The 17,742-nt window shown below is 70.7% G+C and carries 13 protein-coding genes; 9 read left to right on the top strand and 4 right to left on the bottom strand.

Going from position 1 to position 17,742, the window contains the following annotated elements:
• Positions 1-62 precede the first annotated feature (62 nt).
• On the top strand, positions 63-1,937 hold the full coding sequence (locus SSP29_RS45100) for an AMP-dependent synthetase/ligase (RefSeq protein WP_089106788.1): 1,875 nt from the start codon (positions 63-65) through the stop codon (positions 1,935-1,937).
• 69 nt (positions 1,938-2,006) lie between these two features.
• On the opposite strand, the gene SSP29_RS45095 is transcribed toward SSP29_RS45100, so the two are convergent.
• Positions 2,007-2,570, bottom strand: coding sequence for a response regulator (locus tag SSP29_RS45095; RefSeq protein ID WP_089106787.1), 564 nt, complete (start codon positions 2,568-2,570; stop codon positions 2,007-2,009).
• On the bottom strand, positions 2,567-6,418 hold the full coding sequence (locus SSP29_RS45090; RefSeq protein WP_150136172.1) for a HAMP domain-containing protein: 3,852 nt from the start codon (positions 6,416-6,418) through the stop codon (positions 2,567-2,569). The genes SSP29_RS45095 and SSP29_RS45090 overlap by 4 nt, the downstream gene beginning before the upstream one ends.
• Before the next feature lie 102 nt (positions 6,419-6,520).
• Between SSP29_RS45090 and SSP29_RS45085 the strand changes: the two genes are divergently transcribed.
• From SSP29_RS45085 to SSP29_RS45075, 3 genes are all read left to right on the top strand, one after another.
• Positions 6,521-8,494, top strand: a complete 1,974-nt coding sequence (locus SSP29_RS45085; protein WP_174856062.1) for a SpoIIE family protein phosphatase — start codon at positions 6,521-6,523, stop codon at positions 8,492-8,494.
• A gap of 52 nt (positions 8,495-8,546) precedes the next feature.
• Complete coding sequence (gene hemW, locus SSP29_RS45080; protein ID WP_089106846.1) at positions 8,547-9,779, top strand: radical SAM family heme chaperone HemW; 1,233 nt, start codon at positions 8,547-8,549, stop codon at positions 9,777-9,779.
• A gap of 100 nt (positions 9,780-9,879) precedes the next feature.
• Positions 9,880-10,467: a Uma2 family endonuclease gene (locus SSP29_RS45075; RefSeq protein WP_089106845.1), complete on the top strand. Its 588-nt coding sequence runs from the start codon at positions 9,880-9,882 to the stop codon at positions 10,465-10,467.
• Here the strand turns inward: SSP29_RS45075 and SSP29_RS45070 are convergent.
• Positions 10,445-11,260, bottom strand: a complete 816-nt coding sequence (locus SSP29_RS45070; RefSeq protein ID WP_089106786.1) for a DUF3097 domain-containing protein — start codon at positions 11,258-11,260, stop codon at positions 10,445-10,447. The two genes, SSP29_RS45075 and SSP29_RS45070, sit on opposite strands and share 23 nt — an antisense overlap.
• Positions 11,261-11,294: 34 nt before the next feature.
• Complete coding sequence (locus tag SSP29_RS45065; protein WP_089106785.1) at positions 11,295-12,017, bottom strand: MBL fold metallo-hydrolase; 723 nt, start codon at positions 12,015-12,017, stop codon at positions 11,295-11,297.
• Positions 12,018-12,189: 172 nt separating this feature from the next.
• On the opposite strand from SSP29_RS45065, the gene hrcA reads away from it, so the two are divergent.
• The 5 genes from hrcA (at position 12,190) to SSP29_RS45040 (ending at position 17,736) form a co-directional block, all read left to right on the top strand.
• Positions 12,190-13,206, top strand: a complete 1,017-nt coding sequence (hrcA, locus tag SSP29_RS45060; protein WP_089106784.1) for a heat-inducible transcriptional repressor HrcA — start codon at positions 12,190-12,192, stop codon at positions 13,204-13,206.
• Positions 13,207-14,343 carry a molecular chaperone DnaJ gene (gene dnaJ, locus SSP29_RS45055; RefSeq protein ID WP_089106783.1) on the top strand — a complete coding sequence of 379 codons (1,137 nt, stop codon included), beginning with the start codon at positions 13,207-13,209 and terminating at the stop codon, positions 14,341-14,343. It abuts the gene before it with no gap.
• A 438-nt stretch (positions 14,344-14,781) separates the two neighbouring features.
• Positions 14,782-15,864: a nitronate monooxygenase gene (locus tag SSP29_RS45050; protein WP_089106782.1), complete on the top strand. Its 1,083-nt coding sequence runs from the start codon at positions 14,782-14,784 to the stop codon at positions 15,862-15,864.
• Entirely contained in the window at positions 15,861-16,619 is a 759-nt protein-coding gene (locus SSP29_RS45045; RefSeq protein ID WP_089106781.1) for a 16S rRNA (uracil(1498)-N(3))-methyltransferase, read from the top strand. Before SSP29_RS45050 ends, SSP29_RS45045 begins: the two co-directional genes overlap by 4 nt.
• 535 nt (positions 16,620-17,154) lie before the next feature.
• The gene (locus tag SSP29_RS45040; RefSeq protein WP_174856061.1) at positions 17,155-17,736 is read left to right on the top strand and encodes a hypothetical protein; all 582 of its coding nucleotides are present in this window, start codon (positions 17,155-17,157) and stop codon (positions 17,734-17,736) included.
• The last annotated feature ends 6 nt before the right edge of the window (positions 17,737-17,742 follow it).

Genomic DNA, 17,742 nt, shown 5'->3' with positions numbered 1-17,742 from the left:
CACCGTGAGTAAACCCCAGCCGCACTGAGCCAGCCGCACCGTCGCGGGCCCCGGAGGATGTCGTGACCGACACACAGACACTGATCGAGAACCGACCGCCGTCCGTGGCGGCCCTCTTCCTGGATCGCGTGGCGGCCACACCGGACGCCGAGGCCTACCGCTACCCGGTGCCCGCGGCCTCCGGTCAGGGGCCGGACGACTGGAAGTCGCTCAGCTGGGCGCAGGCGGCCGAGCGGGTCTACGCGATCGCGGCCGGTCTCATCGAACTCGGCATCGAGCCCGAGCAGCGGGTCGCCCTCGCCGCCTCCACCCGCGTCGAGTGGATCCTCGCCGACCTCGGCATCCTGTGCGCCGGTGCCGCCACCACGACGGTCTACCCGCAGACCAACGCCGAGGAGTCGGCGTTCATCCTCTCCGACTCCGGCAGCCGGGTACTGATCGCGGAGGACGCGGCACAGGTCGCCAAGGCCGTCGAGAAGCGCGCCGAGCTGCCCGAGCTCACCCAGGTCGTCGTCATCGACCCGGCCGGCGTCGAGACCGGCGACTGGGTCATCACCCTCGCCGAACTGGAGCAGCGCGGCGCCAGGTACCTGGAGAAGCACCCCGAGCTGATCAAGGAGCGGGTCGGCGCGATCACCAAGGACCAGCTCGCCACCCTCATCTACACCTCCGGCACCACCGGCCGCCCCAAGGGCGTACGGCTGCCGCAGGACAACTGGTCGTACATGGCGAAGGCGATCGCCGCGACCGGGCTGATCAGCGGCGAGGACGTGCAGTACCTGTGGCTGCCGCTCGCCCACGTCTTCGGCAAGGTGCTCACCTCCGGGCAGATCGAGGTCGGCCACGTCACCGCCGTCGACGGCCGTGTCGACAAGATCATCGAGAATCTGCCGGTCGTGCAGCCGACGTACATGGCCGCCGTGCCGCGCATCTTCGAGAAGGTCTACAACGGCGTGGCCGCGAAGGCCCGCGCGGGCGGCGCCGCCAAGTACAAGATCTTCCAGTGGGCGTCCGAGGTAGCCCGCGAGTACGCCAAGGTCACCCAGGACAACTTCCGCCGCACCGGCGCCGCGACCGCGCCCTTCGGGCTCGCCGCCAAGCACAAGGTCGCCGACGGGCTCGTCTACTCCAAGCTGCGGGAGGCCTTCGGCGGGCGGCTGCGGGCCTGCGTCTCCGGGTCGGCCGCGCTGGCGCCCGAGATCGGCTACTTCTTCGCCGGTGCCGGCGTGCACATCCTGGAGGGCTACGGCCTCACCGAGTCCTCCGCCGCGTCCTTCGTGAACCCCGGCGAGGCCTACCGCACCGGTACGGTCGGCAAGCCGCTGCCCGGCTGCGAGGTGCGGATCGCCGACGACGGGGAGATCCTGCTGCGCGGCCCCGGCATCATGCAGGGCTACCACGGGCTGCCCGAGAAGACGGCGGAGGTCCTGGAGGCCGACGGCTGGTTCCACACCGGTGACATCGGTGAGCTGTCCCCCGACGGCTATCTGCGGATCACCGACCGCAAGAAGGACCTCATCAAGACGTCCGGCGGCAAGTACATCGCGCCCGCCGAGGTCGAGGGACAGTTCAAGGCGGTCTGCCCCTACGTCTCCAACATCCTCGTGCACGGTGCCGACCGGAACTTCTGCACCGCTCTGATCGCCCTCGACGAGGTCGCGATCCTGGAGTGGGCCAAGGACAACGGCCTGGACGGCAAGTCCTACGCCGAGGTGGTGGCCGCGCCGGTGACCGTCGAGATGGTCGACGGGTACGTCAAGCAGCTCAACGAAGGGCTGCAGCGGTGGCAGACCATCAAGAAGTTCCGGCTGCTGCCCCGGGACCTGGACGTGGAGCACGGGGAGATCACGCCGAGTCTGAAGCTGAAGAGGCCGGTTGTGGAGCGGGAGTACAAGCACCTCATCGACGAGATGTACGCGGGGACGCGCGAAGCGTAGGGGACGGCGGGGGACTGCGCGGAGGCCGCGGGTTCGTCGTGGCTTGTCGCGCAGTTCCCCGCGCCCCTTTCAGTAGGACCGCTCAGCCCTGCTCAGCAGCCGCCGTAGTTCCCTGGCTTCTTCCCTCAGCGTTGCTACGTCGACGGGTTCTTCTGACAACAGGTCCTCCATGGCTGCCAGCCGCTTGCCCAACTCGCCGAAGTCCGCCTGCTCACGCGCCAGCAGTTCCTGCAACTGCTGGTTCTTTCTGTGCAGTTCCAGGAAGACGTTGACCTTCGCCCGCAGCACCCACGGATCGAACGGCTTCGTCAGGTAGTCCGCCGCGCCCGTCGCGTAGCCGCGGAAGGTGTACCCGGCGTCCTCCTCCGCTCCTGTCAGGAAGATGATCGGGACGTCTTTCGTCTGGTCGAGGCGTTTGATGTTCGCGGCTGTTTCGAAGCCGTCCATGCCCGGCATGCGGATGTCGAGGAGGATCACGGCGAAGCGGCGGCGCAGCAGGGCCTTCATCGCCTCCTCGCCGGAACGGGCCCGGACGATCGGCTCGTTCAGCGATCCCAGAACGGCTTCCAGTGCGATCAGGTTGTCCTCCATGTCGTCGACCAGGAGGATGCCGGCACGCTCGTCAGCGGTCATCGCTCCGTCCCTTCGCCGTCGGCCGTCTCGCCGCTCCGTGTGCTGTCGGGGTCCAGGAGCGCGCAGACGACGGTGAGCAGCCGGTCGACGTCCACCGGCTTGGGTACGTAGTCGTTGGCGCCGCGTGCGATGGACTTCTCCCGGTCGCCGGGCATCGCCTTCGCGGTGAGGGCGACGATCGGCAGGCCGGTCCAGCGGGGGGCGCGGCGTATGGCCGCGATGGTCTCGTGGCCGTCCATCTCCGGCATCATGATGTCCATCAGGACGAGTTCGACGTCCGGGTTCCGTTCCAGGGTCTCGATGCCCTCCCGGCCGTTCTCCGCGTACAGCACCGGCATGCCGACGCGGCCGAGGACGTGGGTGAGGGCGAAGACGTTGCGGATGTCGTCGTCGATGATCAGGACGCGGCGGCCGGGGAGTACGCGGCCCGCGTGGCCCGTCTGCCATGCCTCCAGCCTGGTCGGGGCCGGCCAGGAGTCGTCGGGGTCGGAGTCGGGGGCGGTGGCCGGTGCGGGGCCGAGGGCCGGTACGGCGTGGTGCTGCGGGGTCGGTCCGGCGGCCGTGTGGCCGGGGCTGACGACGGGGACGTACAGCGTGAACGTCGAGCCCTTGCCCGGTTCGCTCTCGGCGACGATCCGGCCGCCCAGCAGACCGGCGATCTCCCGGCTGATGGACAGGCCGAGACCGGTGCCGCCGTACTTGCGGTTCGTGGTGCCGTCGGCCTGCTGGAACGCCTCGAAGATCACCGGGAGTTCCTCGGCGGCGATGCCGATGCCGGTGTCCGACACCTCGAAGGCGATCACCTCGTCGCTGTCGCGGACGTAGTGCTGCTCGGGGTCCTTCACCCGGCTCACCCGCAGTTCCACCCGGCCCTTGGCGGTGAACTTGATCGCGTTGGAGAGCAGGTTGCGCAGGATCTGCTGGAGGCGTTGTTCGTCCGAGTACATCTCACGCGGTACGTCCTCGCCGACGGTCACCTCGAAGGCCAGGCCCCGGTCCAGGGTCAGCGGGCGGAAGGTCGCGTGGACGTAGTCGAGCAGTTTGATCAGGGGGAGGCGTTTGGGGCGTACGTCCATCCGGCCGGCCTCGATCTTCGACAGGTCCAGGATGTCGTTGATGAGCTGGAGCAGGTCCGAGCCCGAGCGGTGGATCGTCGTCGCGAACTGGACCTCCTGGTCGCAGAGACGGCCGTCCGGGTTGTCGGACAGCAGCCGGGCCAGAATCAACAAGGAGTTCAGCGGAGTGCGCAGTTCGTGGGACATGTTCGCCAGGAACTCCGACTTGTACTGGGAGGAAGTCGCCAGGAGAGCGGCTTTCTCCTCCAGTTCCGCGTTCGAGCGCTGTAGTTCCGCCTGTTGTTTCTGAAGTTCGTCCGAACGTTCCTGGAGCTGCATCGCCAGCCGTTGTGACTCGCCGAGCAGTGATTCCGTGCGGGAGTTGGCGATGATCGTGTTGATGGCCACGCCGATGGTGTTGACGAACTGGTCGAAGAACGCGAGGTGGACGTCGGAGAAGCGGGAGAAGGAGGCCAGTTCGATGATGCCGAGGAGTTTGTCCTCGAAGAGGATCGGGATGATGACGATCGTCGTGGGCGCGGCTTCGCCGAGGCCGCTGTTGATTTTGATGTAGTCCGGCGGTGTCTCCTCGACGAGGATCCGCTTCTTCTCGCGGGCCGCCTGGCGGACCAGGCCGTGCACCGGGAGGCCGCCGGTCTCGACCGTCGCGCCCTGCGCGGAGCCGTAGCCGGCGATGAACGCGAGGCCCTTCGCCGGTACGGCGGTGCGCACGGCGGCGCCGTCCTCGTCCGGGTCGGCCAGGAAGAACGCCCCGTACTGGGCGTTCACCAGCGGGGTCAGCTCGCGCAGGATGAGGTCGGCGACCTCCATCAGGTCCCGGTGGCCCTGCATGAGTGCGGCGAGGCGGGCCAGGTTGGACTCCAGCCAGTCCTTCGCGCGGGTCGTCTCGCGCAGGTTGGCCACCATCAGGTTGATGTTGTCCTTCAGTTCGGCGACCTCGCCGCGGGCCTCGACCGTGATCGAGCGGGACATGTCGCCCTGTGCCACGGCCGAGGCGACCTCGGCGATCGCGCGGACCTGGGTGGTGAGGTTGAGCGCGAGCTCGTTCACGTTGGTCGTCAGGCGCTTCCAGGTGCCGTACACGCCCTCCACGCGGGCCTGGCCGCCGAGCCGGCCGTCGGAGCCCACCTCGCGGGCCACCCGTGTCACCTCGGAGGCGAACGAGGACAGGGTGTCGACCATCGTGTTGATGGTGGTCTTCAGCTCCAGGATCTCGCCGCGCGCGTCCACGTCGATCTTCCGCGACAGGTCGCCCTGGGCGACGGCCGTCGCCACCTGGGCGATGTTGCGCACTTGCGAGGTGAGGTTGTCGGCCATGTAGTTGACGTTGTCGGTCAGGTCCCGCCAGACCCCGGAGACGCCGAGCACCTGGGCGCGGCCGCCCAGCCGGCCGTCGGTGCCGACCTCGCGGGCCACGCGGGTCACCTCGTCGGCGAAGGCCCGCAGTTGTTCCACCATCGTGTTGACGGTGTCCTTCAGTTCGAGGATCTCGCCGCGGGCGTCGACGGTGATCTTCTTGGAGAGGTCGCCGTTGGCGACGGCCGTCGTCACCTGGGCGATGTTGCGGACCTGGGACGTCAGGTTCAGTGCCATGAAGTTGACGTTGTCGGTCAGTTCTTTCCAGACCCCCGAGACGCCTCTGACCTGCGCCTGACCGCCGAGGTTTCCCTCGGTGCCGACTTCGCGGGCGACCCTGGTGACTTCGTCCGCGAAGGCGGACAGCTGGTCCACCATCGTGTTGATCGTCGACTTCAGTTCAAGAATTTCGCCCTGCGCGTCGACCGTGATCTTCTGCGAGAGGTCGCCGTTGGCGACGGCCGTCGTCACCTGCGCGATGTTGCGGACCTGGGAGGTCAGGTTCGACGCCATGAAGTTGACGTTGTCGGTGAGGTCCTTCCAGACGCCGGAGACCCCTCGCACCTGGGCGCGGCCGCCCAGCCGGCCCTCCGTGCCGACCTCGCGGGCCACGCGGGTCACCTCGCCGGCGAACGCGGACAGCTGGTCGACCATGGTGTTGACGGTGAGCTTCAGCTCCAGCAGCTCGCCGGTCGCCTCGACGGTCACCGTGCGGGTCAGGTCGCCGCGCGCGACCGCCGTCGTCACCAGGGCGATGTCACGGACCTGCGCGGTCAGCCGGGACGCCATGGTGTTCACGGCCTCGGTGACGTCCCGCCAGCTGCCCGACAGGCCCTGCACCTTGGCCCGGCCGCCGAGCCGCCCCTCGGTGCCGACCTCGCGCGCGACCCGGGTCACCTCGCCGGTGAACAGGGACAGCTGGTCGACCATCGTGTTCACCGCGCGGGCCAGTCGGCGCAGGTCGCCGCGCAACTGCCGGCTGCCGTCGTGCAGATCGACCCGCTGGGTCAGGTCGCCGCCGGCCACCGCGTCCAGCACGCGCGTGGCGTTCGCCGCCGGCGCGACCAGGGCGTCGAGGACCTGGTTGACGTCGTTGACGCGGGACGTCCAGGCGCCCTGGCCGGGGCTCGCCGACAGCCGCTCGTCCAGGCGGCCGTGGCGTACCAGCTCCCGCTTCACGCGCCGCACTTCGGTGTTGAAGTGAATGCCGCGGTCCATGATCTGGTTGAAGACCGCGGTGAGTTCGGCGACGATCCCCTCCCCGGTGGTCCCCGCGATCCCGGTCTCCGGGACCTTGCAGAAGTCGCCGTCGCGGGCGGCGGTCATCGCGGCGAGCAGAGGGCGCAGTTCGGATGCTCGGAGTTGTTGCGGTTTCTGTCCGTCTTCGAGCACGCGCGTAGCACTGTTCTCACTCATGGCGGCCCACTTCGGTAACTCGGTGCTTATGGGCGCAGTCAGTCTGTCACTCTGTCCGCATCGATCGGGATGTATTCGTCCGAACTGCTCGGGGAGCTGGACATGGGGGCCATACCCACGCAACGGGAGACCGTCTCCCGGGTCCGTGAGGCGCCTGCGCACGACGCGGCGCCCGCGCACGACACCGCGGGCCCGCGTGCGCAGAGGCGCGCGACCCTGTCCGGAAGCCCCCTCGCGCCCGGTTCCGCCCGCGCCCTGGTGCGCGCCTCCCTCGACGAGTGGACCGACTGCGGGCTCCTCTGCCCGGAGCAGCAGCGGATCGCCGAGGATGCCATGGTCGTCGTCAGCGAACTCGTCACCAACGCCGTCGTGCACGCCGGCACGGACGTCGAGGTCGACTGGTGGCTGGAGACGCGGGAGGAGACGGCGTTCGTCGTCGAGGTCACCGACCGCCATCCCTCCCGGGCGCTCCGCGACCATCCGGGCGAGACGCCGTACGAGACACCGGAGTTCGGGCGCGGGCTGCGTCTGGTCGCCTCGCTCGCCGAGTGCTGGGGGGTGACGTACCGCACCGGTGCGAAGTCGGTGTGGGCCCGGCTGACCGGCCGCGGCGGCACGCTCCCCGACGAGCAGCAGCTGAAGGTCGCCGAGATCCTCGCCCCCGAGCCACCTCCGCACGCGCACGCACACACGCCCGCGCCCGCGCACGTGGCCGCCACGGAGAGCGGGGGCTGCTCCCACCGCCCCGAACGCGACCGGGACTGGCTCAACCGGGGCGCGCTGTCCTTCCTCGCCGAGGCCTCCGACCTGCTCGCCGGGCAGCTCGACGAGAACCTGGTGGCCGCGCTCACCGGCCAGCTGATCGTGCCGCGGCTCGCCGACTGGTGCGCGGTGTGGCTGGAGGACGAGGCGACCGGGCGCGGGGGCGGCTGGGGCGACCCGGCCGGCGCGGGCGGGCCGCGGCTGGCCCGGGTCTGGCACGGCAGCGAGAACCGCATCGAGGAACTGCGCCGCGCCCTGGAGAAGGACCCGCCGTGCGCACAGAGCGGCTTACGGTCCGGGCCCGAGCCGTATCCCTGGCCCGGCGCGGCGCTCGGCCCGCAGGGCGCCCTCGGCTCGGCGCTCGCCTACCGGCTGGTCGCGGGCGGCCGCCCGCTCGGCACGCTCGTCATCGGACGCTCCGGCCCGGACGGCATCCCCGACGAGATCACCGGCCTGGTGGAGGACTTCGGCCGCCGGGTCGCACTCGCCATCGGCGCGGCCCGCCAGTACGCCCGCCAGGCCACCATCAGCGCCGTACTGCAGCGCGGGCTGCTGCCCGGCGCGGTCGCGGAGATCCCGGGAGTGCGCAGCGCGCTCGTCTACGAACCCTGTGACAAGGGCGGCCCCAGCGGCGACTTCTACGACCTCTTCCCGGCCGGCGACGGCCGCTGGTGCTTCGCGGTCGGCGACGTCCAGGGCAAGGGCCCCGAGGCCGCCGTCGTCATCGGCCTCGCCCGGCCCTGGCTGCGGCTCCTCGCCCGCGAGGGGTACCGGGTCGCCGACGTCCTCGACCGGCTCAACCAGCTCCTCCTCGACGACGCCACCGAGGCCGCCGACGCCGCCGCCCGTGCCCTGGTCGCCGCCGGGGGCCGCCCCACGCCGCCCGGCGACGGCCCGCAGACCCGTTTCCTCTCCCTCCTCTACGGCGAACTCACCCCCCTCGACGGCGGCGGCATCCGCTGCACCCTCGCCTCCGCGGGGCACCCGCTGCCGCTGCTCCTCGGTCCCGACGGCGAGGTCCGCACCGCCGCCCGCCCGCAGACCCTCCTCGGGGTCGTCGAGGACGAGACGTACACCAGCGAGACCATCGAGCTCGCGCCCGGAGACAGCCTGCTGTGCGTGACCGACGGGGTCACCGAGCGGCGCTCCGGCAGCCGCCAGTTCGACGACGGCGACGGGCTCGCGCGGGCGCTCGCCGGCTGCGCGGGGCTGAGTGCCGACCTGATCGCCGAACGCATCAGACGGCTCGTCCACGAGTTCGGCGGCGGACAGCCGGAGGACGACCTGGCGCTGCTCGTCCTCCAGGCGGAGTGACGGGCGGAGTGACCGGCGTCGTACGGGACAGTCGTACGGGACAATGGAGGACATGCCTTCCGCACTCCCCGACGGCGAGCCCGTCCCCGACGACGGCGCGCTCCCCGCGTCCGCGCTCGCCGGTGCCGCCGCCCGCCCCCTCGGGTTCTACCTGCACGTCCCCTACTGCGCGACCCGCTGCGGCTACTGCGACTTCAACACCTACACGGCGACCGAGCTGCGCGGCACCGGCGGTGTCCTCGCCTCCCGCGACAACTACGCGGACACGCTGATCGACGAGGTCAGGCTGGCGCGGAAGGTCCTCGGCGACGACCCGCGCGAGGTGCGCACGGTGTTCGTGGGCGGCGGTACGCCGACGCTGCTGGCCGCCGCCGATCTGGTACGGATGCTGCACGCGATCCGCGACGAGTTCGGGCTCGCGGCCGACGCGGAGGTCACGACGGAGGCGAACCCGGAGTCCGTCGACCCGGCCTACCTGGCGGCTCTGCGGGAGGGCGGCTTCAACCGGATCTCCTTCGGCATGCAGAGCGCCCGGCAGCACGTGCTGCGGGTCCTCGACCGGACGCACACCCCCGGACGCCCCGAGGCGTGCGTCGCGGAGGCCCGCGCGGCCGGCTTCGAGCACGTGAACCTCGACCTGATCTACGGCACCCCGGGCGAGTCCGACGACGACTGGCGGGCCTCGCTGGACGCGGCGATCGGGGCCGGTCCCGACCATGTGTCGGCGTACGCGCTGATCGTCGAGGAGGGCACCCAGCTCACCCGCCGGATCCGCCGGGGCGAGGTCCCGATGACCGACGACGACGTCCACGCCGACCGCTACCTGATCGCCGACTCGGTGCTGGCGGGGGCGGGCTTCGACTGGTACGAGGTGTCCAACTGGGCCACCTCCGAGGCCGGCCGCTGCCTGCACAACGAGCTGTACTGGCGGGGCGCCGACTGGTGGGGCGCGGGGCCCGGGGCGCACTCCCACGTGGGGGGCGTGCGGTGGTGGAACGTGAAGCACCCGGGGGCGTACGCGGCGGCGCTGGCGTCCGGGCGGTCACCGGGGGCTGGGCGTGAGGTCCTGACGGACGAGGACCGGCGGGTGGAGCGGATCCTGCTGGAGCTGCGGCTGCGGGAGGGGGTGCCGCTGGCTCTGTTGAAGGAGGAGGGGCTGGCGGCCTCGCGGCGGGCGCTGGGCGAGGGGCTGCTGGAGGCCGGTCCGTACGAGGAGGGGCGGGCGGTGCTGACGTTGCGGGGGCGGTTGCTGGCGGATGCGGTGGTCAGGGACTTGGTGGACTGATCACTCCGGTGGGTGAATCGGTGCGGAAAGCCGGTTCGGTCCCTAACCTGGTTCGTAGGCTGCTGCGAAAAGTACGCGGCGGATGTGGAGGGCCACGGAGATGACCGCTGTGGACGATCGACTGATCACCGACGTCAGGGAGATCTTCGAGAACCTGGAGGTTCCCGAGGGCTTCAAGGCGGAGCTTCTGCGGGGGGACATCGTGATGATGGCGGGGCCGGGCCTGGTCCATAACATGATCGTGGAGTCCGTCCAGGACCAGATCCCTCGTGATCGCTGGCGGCGGCTGCAGGTGCAGGACGTGGACATTCCGAATGAACTCAGTGAGCCAGTGCCCGATCTGGTGGTCATCGAACGCGATGGGGTCCCTGGTTCAGGACGCCTGTTGCCCTCCGGGATGATCACCATGGTTGTGGAAGTCGTCTCGAAGAACAGTATCGACCGGGACTATGGAGACAAACGATCCATCTACGCAGCGGGCAAAGTACCGGCTTACTTGATCATTGACCCCATGGCGTCCCAATGCCTGCTGCTCACGGAACCGACCGGGCGCGGCGAAGAGGCGGATTATCTGGTGGAGCGGACAGGCAAGTTCGGTATGCCACTGGCGTTGGACATCCTCGGTATCAAATTGGACACGAGCGAATTCGGGACGTTGCCCCCGGTCAAACGCCACCGTCGCCCGTGACGAAGTCGATCAGTTCCTCCACCCGCCCCAGCAGCTCCGGCTCCAGGTCCTTGTAGGAGCTCACCCGCGCCAGGATCGCCTGCCACACCGCGCCCGTGTTCTCCGACGGCCAGCCCAGCGCGCGGCACACCCCCGTCTTCCAGTCCTGGCCGTGCGGGACGCGCGGCCACGCCTCGATGCCCAGGGACGACGGCTTCACCGCCTCCCAGATGTCGATGTACGGGTGGCCGACGACCAGGGCATGGTCGCTGGTGACCGACTGGGCGATGCGCCACTCCTTGGTGCCGGGGAGCAGGTGGTCGACGAGGACGCCGAGGCGGGCGTCGGGGCCGGGGGCGAACTCGGCCACGATGGCGGGAAGGTCGTCGACGCCCTCCAGGTACTCCACCACCACGCCCTCGATGCGCAGGTCGTCACCCCAGACCTTCTCGACCAGCTCCGCGTCGTGGCGGCCCTCCACGTAGATGCGGCCCGCGCGGGCGACACGCGCGCGTGCGCCGGGGACGGCGACCGAGCCGGAGGCGGTGCGGGAGGGGCGTACCGGCCCCCCGGACGCGGGGCGCACCAGGGTGACGACCCGGCCCTCCAGGAGGAAGCCGCGCGGCTCCAGCGGGAAGACGCGGTGCTTGCCGAAGCGGTCCTCCAGGGTGACCGTGCCCGCCTCGCAGCGGATCACCGCGCCGCAGAAACCGGTACCGGGCTCCTCCACCACCAGACCGGGTTCGGCGGCCACCTCGGGCACCGGCTTCGGCTTCTTCCACGGCGGTGTCAGGTCGGCGGAGTACTGGCGCATTCGGATGACGATAGGAGAAGCCGGACCGGCGCGCCTACGACACGCCGAATCGGGCCGCCAGGGCGTCGCGCTGGGCCCGCACGAACGCCGCGTCCACCACCGCTCCGTGACCGGGTACGTACAGGGCGCGGTCGCCGCCCAGGGAGAGAAGGCGGTCGAGAGCGGCCGGCCACTGCGACGGTACGGCGTCGGGGCCGGCCTGCGGATCGCCGGACTCCTCCACCAGGTCGCCGCAGAACACCACCTCCGGGTCGCCGGGGACCAGGACGGCGAGGTCGTGGGGGGTGTGGCCGGGGCCCACGTTCGCCAGCAGTGCCTGGCGGCCGTCGCCGAGGTCGAGGGTCCACTCGCCGGAGACCAGGTGGCGGGGGCTGGGCAGGGCGTCGGCGGCCTCCTCGGCCTCGGGGGAGGGGAGGCCGTTGCGGACCGCGTCCAGGCGCAGCGCCTCGCGGTCGTACGCGAAGACGGCCTCGGTGCCCACCGCCGCGTACAGGTTCGCGCCCGCGAAGGCGGCCGCCCCGAAGACGTGGTCGAAATGGGGATGGGTGAGCGCGAGATGGGTCACACGGCGGTCGGCCAGCGCCTGCGCCTCCATGCGCAACCGCGCGCCCTCCGCCAGACTCGAACCGGCGTCCACCATCAGGGCCGTACCCGCGCCGAGAACCAGACCCGCCGTGCAGTCCCAGCCCGGCAGCCGGCACCGGCCGACCCCTTCGGCCACCCGCTCCCAGCCCAGCTCTTCCCAAGTCACCGTCATGCCGCGACGCTAGCCGTAGAACGCCATGGGTCCTGACCGACCTTGCCCAGTCAGTACCCCACGGCCGTACACTGGGCCGGGGATGCTGGCACTCGCGTTCGCAGAGTGCCAGACGAAAGGCCCGAAGGGCCCGAAAGGCCACGGGGACGACTTTCTGGAGGTGTGGCGCTGGATGCTGAGTGAACGCAGGCTTCAGGTATTGCGCGCCATCGTCCAGGACTACGTCGGCACCGAGGAACCGGTGGGGTCGAAGGCGCTGACCGAACGGCACAACCTCGGGGTCTCCCCGGCGACCGTGCGCAACGACATGGCCGCCCTGGAGGACGAGGGGTACATCGCCCAGCCGCACACCAGCGCGGGGCGGATCCCCACCGACAAGGGCTACCGGCTGTTCGTCGACAAGCTGGCCGGCGTCAAGCCGATGAGCGCGCCCGAGCGGCGGGCCATCCAGAACTTCCTCGACGGCGCCGTCGATCTCGACGACGTGGTTGCGCGGACCGTCCGGCTGCTGGCACAGCTGACGCGGCAGGTGGCGGTCGTGCAGTACCCCTCGCTGACGCGGTCGACCGTGCGCCATGTGGAACTGCTCTCACTCGCGCCGGCCCGGCTGATGCTGGTGCTGATCACCGACACCGGGCGGGTCGAGCAGCGGATGGTCGACTGCCCGGCACCCTTCGGGGAAACGTCTCTGGCGGACCTGCGGGCGCGGCTGAACAGCCGGGTCGCGGGGCGCCGGTTCTCGGACGTGCCCCGGCTGGTGGAGGATCTGCCGGAAGCCTTCGAGGCCGAGGACCGCGGCGCGGTCTCGGCGGTGCTCTCCACCCTGCTGGAGACGCTCGTCGAGGAGAACGAGGAGCGGCTGATGATCGGCGGTACCGCCAATCTCACCCGCTTCGGACATGACTTTCCCCTCATGATCCGGCCCGTCCTGGAGGCATTGGAGGAGCACGTCGTGCTGCTCAAGCTCCTTGGCGAGGCCGGGGATTCGGGCATGACCGTACGCATCGGTCACGAGAACGCCTACGAGGGACTCAACTCCACGTCCGTGGTGTCGGTCGGCTACGGTTCGGGCGGCGAGGCACTCGCCAAGCTCGGCGTGGTCGGACCGACCCGCATGGATTACCCGGGAACGATGGGAGCGGTACGAGCGGTGGCACGGTACGTCGGACAGATCCTGGCGGAGTCGTAAGTGGCCACGGACTACTACGCCGTTCTCGGCGTGCGCCGCGACGCGTCGCAGGAAGAGATCAAGAAGGCCTTCCGTCGGCTCGCGCGCGAGCTGCACCCGGACGTCAACCCGGATCCGAAGACCCAGGAGCGGTTCAAGGAGATCAACGCCGCTTACGAGGTGCTGTCGGACCCGCAGAAGAAGCAGGTCTACGACCTCGGCGGCGATCCGCTCTCGCAGAGCGGCGGCGCGGGGGCCGGGGGCTTCGGGGCCGGTGGTTTCGGGAACTTCTCCGACATCATGGACGCGTTCTTCGGTACGGCGTCCCAGCGCGGGCCGAGGTCGCGTACGCGGCGCGGCCAGGACGCGATGATCCGGATCGAGGTCGAGCTCGACGAGGCGGCCTTCGGTACGACCAAGGACATCCAGGTCGACACGGCGATCGTCTGCAACACCTGTAACGGTGAGGGCGCGGCGCCGGGCACCACCGCCCAGACGTGTGACATGTGCCGGGGCCGTGGTGAGGTCTCGCAGGTGACGCGGTCCTTCCTCGGCCAGGTCATGACCTCGCGTCCGTGCCCGCAGTGCCAGGGCTTCGGGACCGTCGTGCCGACGCCGTGCCCCGAGTGCGCGGGCGACGGGCGGGTGCGGTCGCGGCGGACGCTGACCGTGAAGATCCCGGCCGGTGTCGACAACGGCACGCGGATCCAGCTCGCCGGTGAGGGCGAGGTCGGGCCGGGCGGCGGTCCGGCCGGTGACCTGTACGTCGAGATCCACGAGCTGCCGCACTCGACGTTCCAGCGGCGCGGGGACGATCTGCACTGCACGGTGACGATTCCGATGACGGCGGCGTCGCTCGGTACGAAGGTGCCGCTGGAGACGCTGGACGGTCTTGAGGAGGTCGACATCCGGCCGGGTACGCAGTCCGGGCAGTCGATTCCGCTGCACGGGCGGGGTGTCACGCATCTGCGGGGCGGCGGCCGGGGTGACCTGATCGTGCATGTCGAGGTGACGACCCCGACCAAGCTCGACCCGGAGCAGGAGCGGTTGCTGCGCGAGTTGGCGAAGCTGCGCGGGGAGGAGCGGCCGACGGGGCAGTTCCAGCCCGGTCAGCAAGGGCTGTTCAGCCGGCTGAAGGACGCGTTCAACGGGCGCTGACGGGGCACAGTGAAGGGGCTCCGCCCCTTCGACCCCACCAGGGGGCTCCGCCCCCTGGACCCCCGGAACCTCGCCCACCCACCACCCGACTCGGCCAATGAAGAGGCGAGGCCGCCCCCCGACTCGGCCAATGAAGAGGCGAGGCCGCCCCCCGACTCGGCCAATGAAGAGGCGAGGCCGCCCCCCGACTCGGTCAATGAAGAGGCGAGGCCGCCCCCCGACTCGGTCGGCTGGGAGGCGAGGCCCCTCTTCGACTCGGCCAATGAAGAGGCGAGGCCGCTTTTCGGCTTGGTTGATCGGGAGGCGAGGTGGTCCCCGGAGGCTCCCCGGCTCGGTCGGACAGCAGGTCAAGGGGTTCGTGGTTCGGGGAAATTTCTGGCATGTGCCAAAGAGGCGGCCCGATTCGGTCTTGTTCGGAGGACGTGACAACATGCCGTCATGTCCTCCGCACTGACCGATCTCTTCCCCTTTCCGATCGTGCAGGCCCCCATGGCAGGCGGGGTCTCCCTGCCGCAGCTCGCCGCCGCCGTGTCCGAGGCGGGCGGGCTGGGGTTCCTCGCCGCCGGGTACAAGACCGCCGACGGGATGTACCAGGAGATCAAGCAACTGCGGGGGCTGACCGGTCGCCCCTTCGGCGTGAACCTTTTCATGCCGCAGCCGGAGTACGCCGAGTCCGGCGCCGTGGAGGTCTACGCGCATCAGCTGGCCGGTGAGGCCGCCTGGTACGAGACCGAGCTCGGCGACCCGGACAGCGGCCGGGACGACGGGTACGAGGCCAAGCTGGCCGTGCTGCTCGACAACCCGGTGGCCGTGGCCTCCTTCCACTTCGGTGTGCCGACCCGGGAGGTACTGGACTCCCTGCGGCGCGCCGGGACGTTCACGCTGGTCACCGCCACCACCGCCGAGGAGGCCCTCGCCGTCGAGCGGGCCGGGGCGGACGCGGTGATCGCACAGGGCGTGGAGGCCGGAGGACACCAGGGCACCCACCGGGACGTGCCGGAGAACGACGGGTCCGGGATCGGGCTGCTGTCGCTGGTCGCCCAGATACGGGAGACCGTGGGGATCCCGGTCGTCGCCGCCGGCGGCATCATGCGCGGCAGCCAGATCGCGGCCGTACTGGCGGCGGGGGCGAGCGCCGCGCAGCTGGGCACGGCCTTCCTGGCCACCCCGGAGTCCGGCGCCGCGGACCTGCACAAGCAGGCGCTCACCGACCCGCTGTTCACGCGGACCGCGCTGACCCGGGCGTTCTCCGGGCGGCCCGCCCGCGGCCTGGTCAACCGGTTCATGCGCGAGCACGGCCCGTACGCGCCCGCCGCCTACCCGGAGGTCCACCACCTCACCTCCCCGCTGCGCAAGGCCGCCGCCAAGGCCACGGACGCGCAGGGCATGGCCCTGTGGGCCGGGCAGGGGCACCGGATGGCCCGCGAGCTGCCCGCCGGGCAGCTGGTGGAGACCCTCGCGGAGGAACTCGCCGCCGCGTCGACAGCGTTGTCGACCAAGGGAGAGGGGGAGCGGGGATGACCGCTCCGGTGTTCGTGCTCGACCCGCTCGTGGTGCCCGACTTCTCCGGCGGCGAGGTCGTCCTGGACGGGCCCGAGGGGCGGCACGCCGTCTCCGTGAAGCGGCTTCAGCCCGGCGAGGACGTCATCCTCACCGACGGGCGCGGGCGCTGGATCGAGGGCGTCGTGCGGGCCGCCGAGGGCAAGGACCGGCTGGTGGTGACGGGCCTGCAGAGCGTCCAGGAGGAGCCCCGCCCACAGCCCCGTATCACCGTCGTCCAGGCGCTCCCCAAGGGCGACCGCGGTGAGGTCGCCGTGGAGACCATGACCGAGGTCGGCGTCGACGCGATCGTGCCCTGGCAGGCCGCCCGCTGCATCACGCAGTGGAAGGGCGACCGGGGGCTCAAGTCGCTCGCCAAGTGGCGGGCCACCGCCCGTGAGGCCGGCAAGCAGTCCCGCCGGTTGCGGTTCCCGGAGGTCGCGGACGCGGCGACGACCAGGCAGGTTGCCGCACTTCTCGCCAAGGCCGACCTCGCCGCCGTCCTCCACTCCGACTTCGGGCACGGCAGCGAACCCCTCGCCGAGGTACCGCTGCCCGCCGAGGGCGAGATCGTGCTGGTCGTCGGGCCCGAAGGCGGCGTCGCCCGGGACGAGGTGGCGCTGTTCGAGGAGGCGGGTGCGAAGGCGTACACCCTGGGGCCTACCGTGATGCGCACCTCGACCGCCGGAACGGCGGCCGCGGCCCTGCTGCTGGGCCGCACCGGCCGGTGGTCCTGACATCGGTCACTTGTGCGAAGCCTGACCCTTGAGGTGGGGGCGCCGGGGGAACTCGCCAAGTTGAGTCAGCTGCGCTGCTACGGTCGCTTCATCCGACAGGATCTACCGCCGGACGGGCGGAAAGTCAGGCCTGTGGAGGTCCCGTAAGACCAGCTCCCCCTGGGGAACGGCGGGGGCCTGCGAAGCAGGAACCCGTGGTGGTGCCGCGCACGGCACGGACCGGAATCGCCTGCATCCGCAGGTGAGGGCGTCAACGCTTCTACGCCGAGGTGCGTGGAGCTTCTGCGGCCCCTGCTGCACGCCGGTAACGGTCTGTGGCAGGGGCCGCCCGCCTCAAGGACCCGGAGGGGAACCTGGTGGAGCTGCAGGAGTGGCTGCTGCTGCGCACCTGAGGAACCCCGAGGAACCCCGAGGAACCCCGAGGATCCCTGAGGATCCCTGAAGAAGGGGACACCGGCACGGGGGACCCCTCCGAACACGTGAGTGGCCGTATGCCCCCTACCGTCACCGGCGGGACGGTGGCAGGCTGCCCTCCATGGGGGCATTGAGGCGGATTTGGCGCCGGCCGCGCGGGACCAGGGTGGCGGCCGTGACGGGGCTCGCGGTGATCGCCGTGGGTGGTGCGGCGGCCTGCCGGCCGAGCGATCTGAACACGGCGACGGTCGCCTACACCACCGACCAGACCGCCACCGCCGAGCTGAAACGCCAGCACGTCGACGTCAGTTGGCTCACCTGCACCGGCAACTACGGCTCGCCGGCGAAGAGCACGGGGAGCACGAAGAGCACGGGGAGCGCCAGGACGCCGTCGGCGACCTCGACCACCGTCGTCTCCGTCGACTGCCAGGGCCGGACCAAGGACGGCCGGAGCATCACCGTCACCGGCCGGGTCACCAAGGCCGTCAGCGGAGCCTGTGTGCGCGGGAACCTCGTCGCCGAGGTCGGCGGCAAGGAGTGGTTCCGGGTGAACGGGCTGGGCGACTGCGATGCGACACCCGGGCCGGCGTACAGCACCTACCGGCCGCCCACGTACGGGCAGCAGCCCGGCCCCACCGTGACCGTCACGAAGACCGTCTGGTGCCAGGGCGACCCCAAGTGCTGGCCGGTGCAGGGAAAGTGATCGAAA

It is taken from the genome of Streptomyces hyaluromycini, from assembly GCF_002217755.1.
Classification (GTDB): domain Bacteria; phylum Actinomycetota; class Actinomycetes; order Streptomycetales; family Streptomycetaceae; genus Streptomyces; species Streptomyces hyaluromycini.
The sequence above is the reverse complement of the archived record's forward strand: the minus strand, read 5'-3'. Positions and strand labels throughout refer to the sequence as shown.

Bases quoted from the DNA above. Each gene is read 5' to 3' on its own strand.
- SSP29_RS45095 (WP_089106787.1), bottom strand. From the start codon at position 2,570: ATGACCGCTGACGAGCGTGCCGGCATCCTCCTGGTCGACGACATGGAG.
- SSP29_RS45090 (WP_150136172.1), bottom strand. From the start codon at position 6,418: ATGAGTGAGAACAGTGCTACGCGCGTGCTCGAAGACGGACAGAAACCG.
- SSP29_RS45085 (WP_174856062.1), top strand. From the start codon at position 6,521: ATGGGGGCCATACCCACGCAACGGGAGACCGTCTCCCGGGTCCGTGAG.
- hemW (WP_089106846.1), top strand. From the start codon at position 8,547: ATGCCTTCCGCACTCCCCGACGGCGAGCCCGTCCCCGACGACGGCGCG.
- SSP29_RS45075 (WP_089106845.1), top strand. From the start codon at position 9,880: ATGACCGCTGTGGACGATCGACTGATCACCGACGTCAGGGAGATCTTC.
- SSP29_RS45070 (WP_089106786.1), bottom strand. From the start codon at position 11,260: ATGCGCCAGTACTCCGCCGACCTGACACCGCCGTGGAAGAAGCCGAAG.
- SSP29_RS45065 (WP_089106785.1), bottom strand. From the start codon at position 12,017: ATGACGGTGACTTGGGAAGAGCTGGGCTGGGAGCGGGTGGCCGAAGGG.
- hrcA (WP_089106784.1), top strand. From the start codon at position 12,190: ATGCTGAGTGAACGCAGGCTTCAGGTATTGCGCGCCATCGTCCAGGAC.
- SSP29_RS45050 (WP_089106782.1), top strand. From the start codon at position 14,782: ATGTCCTCCGCACTGACCGATCTCTTCCCCTTTCCGATCGTGCAGGCC.
- SSP29_RS45045 (WP_089106781.1), top strand. From the start codon at position 15,861: ATGACCGCTCCGGTGTTCGTGCTCGACCCGCTCGTGGTGCCCGACTTC.
- SSP29_RS45040 (WP_174856061.1), top strand. From the start codon at position 17,155: ATGGGGGCATTGAGGCGGATTTGGCGCCGGCCGCGCGGGACCAGGGTG.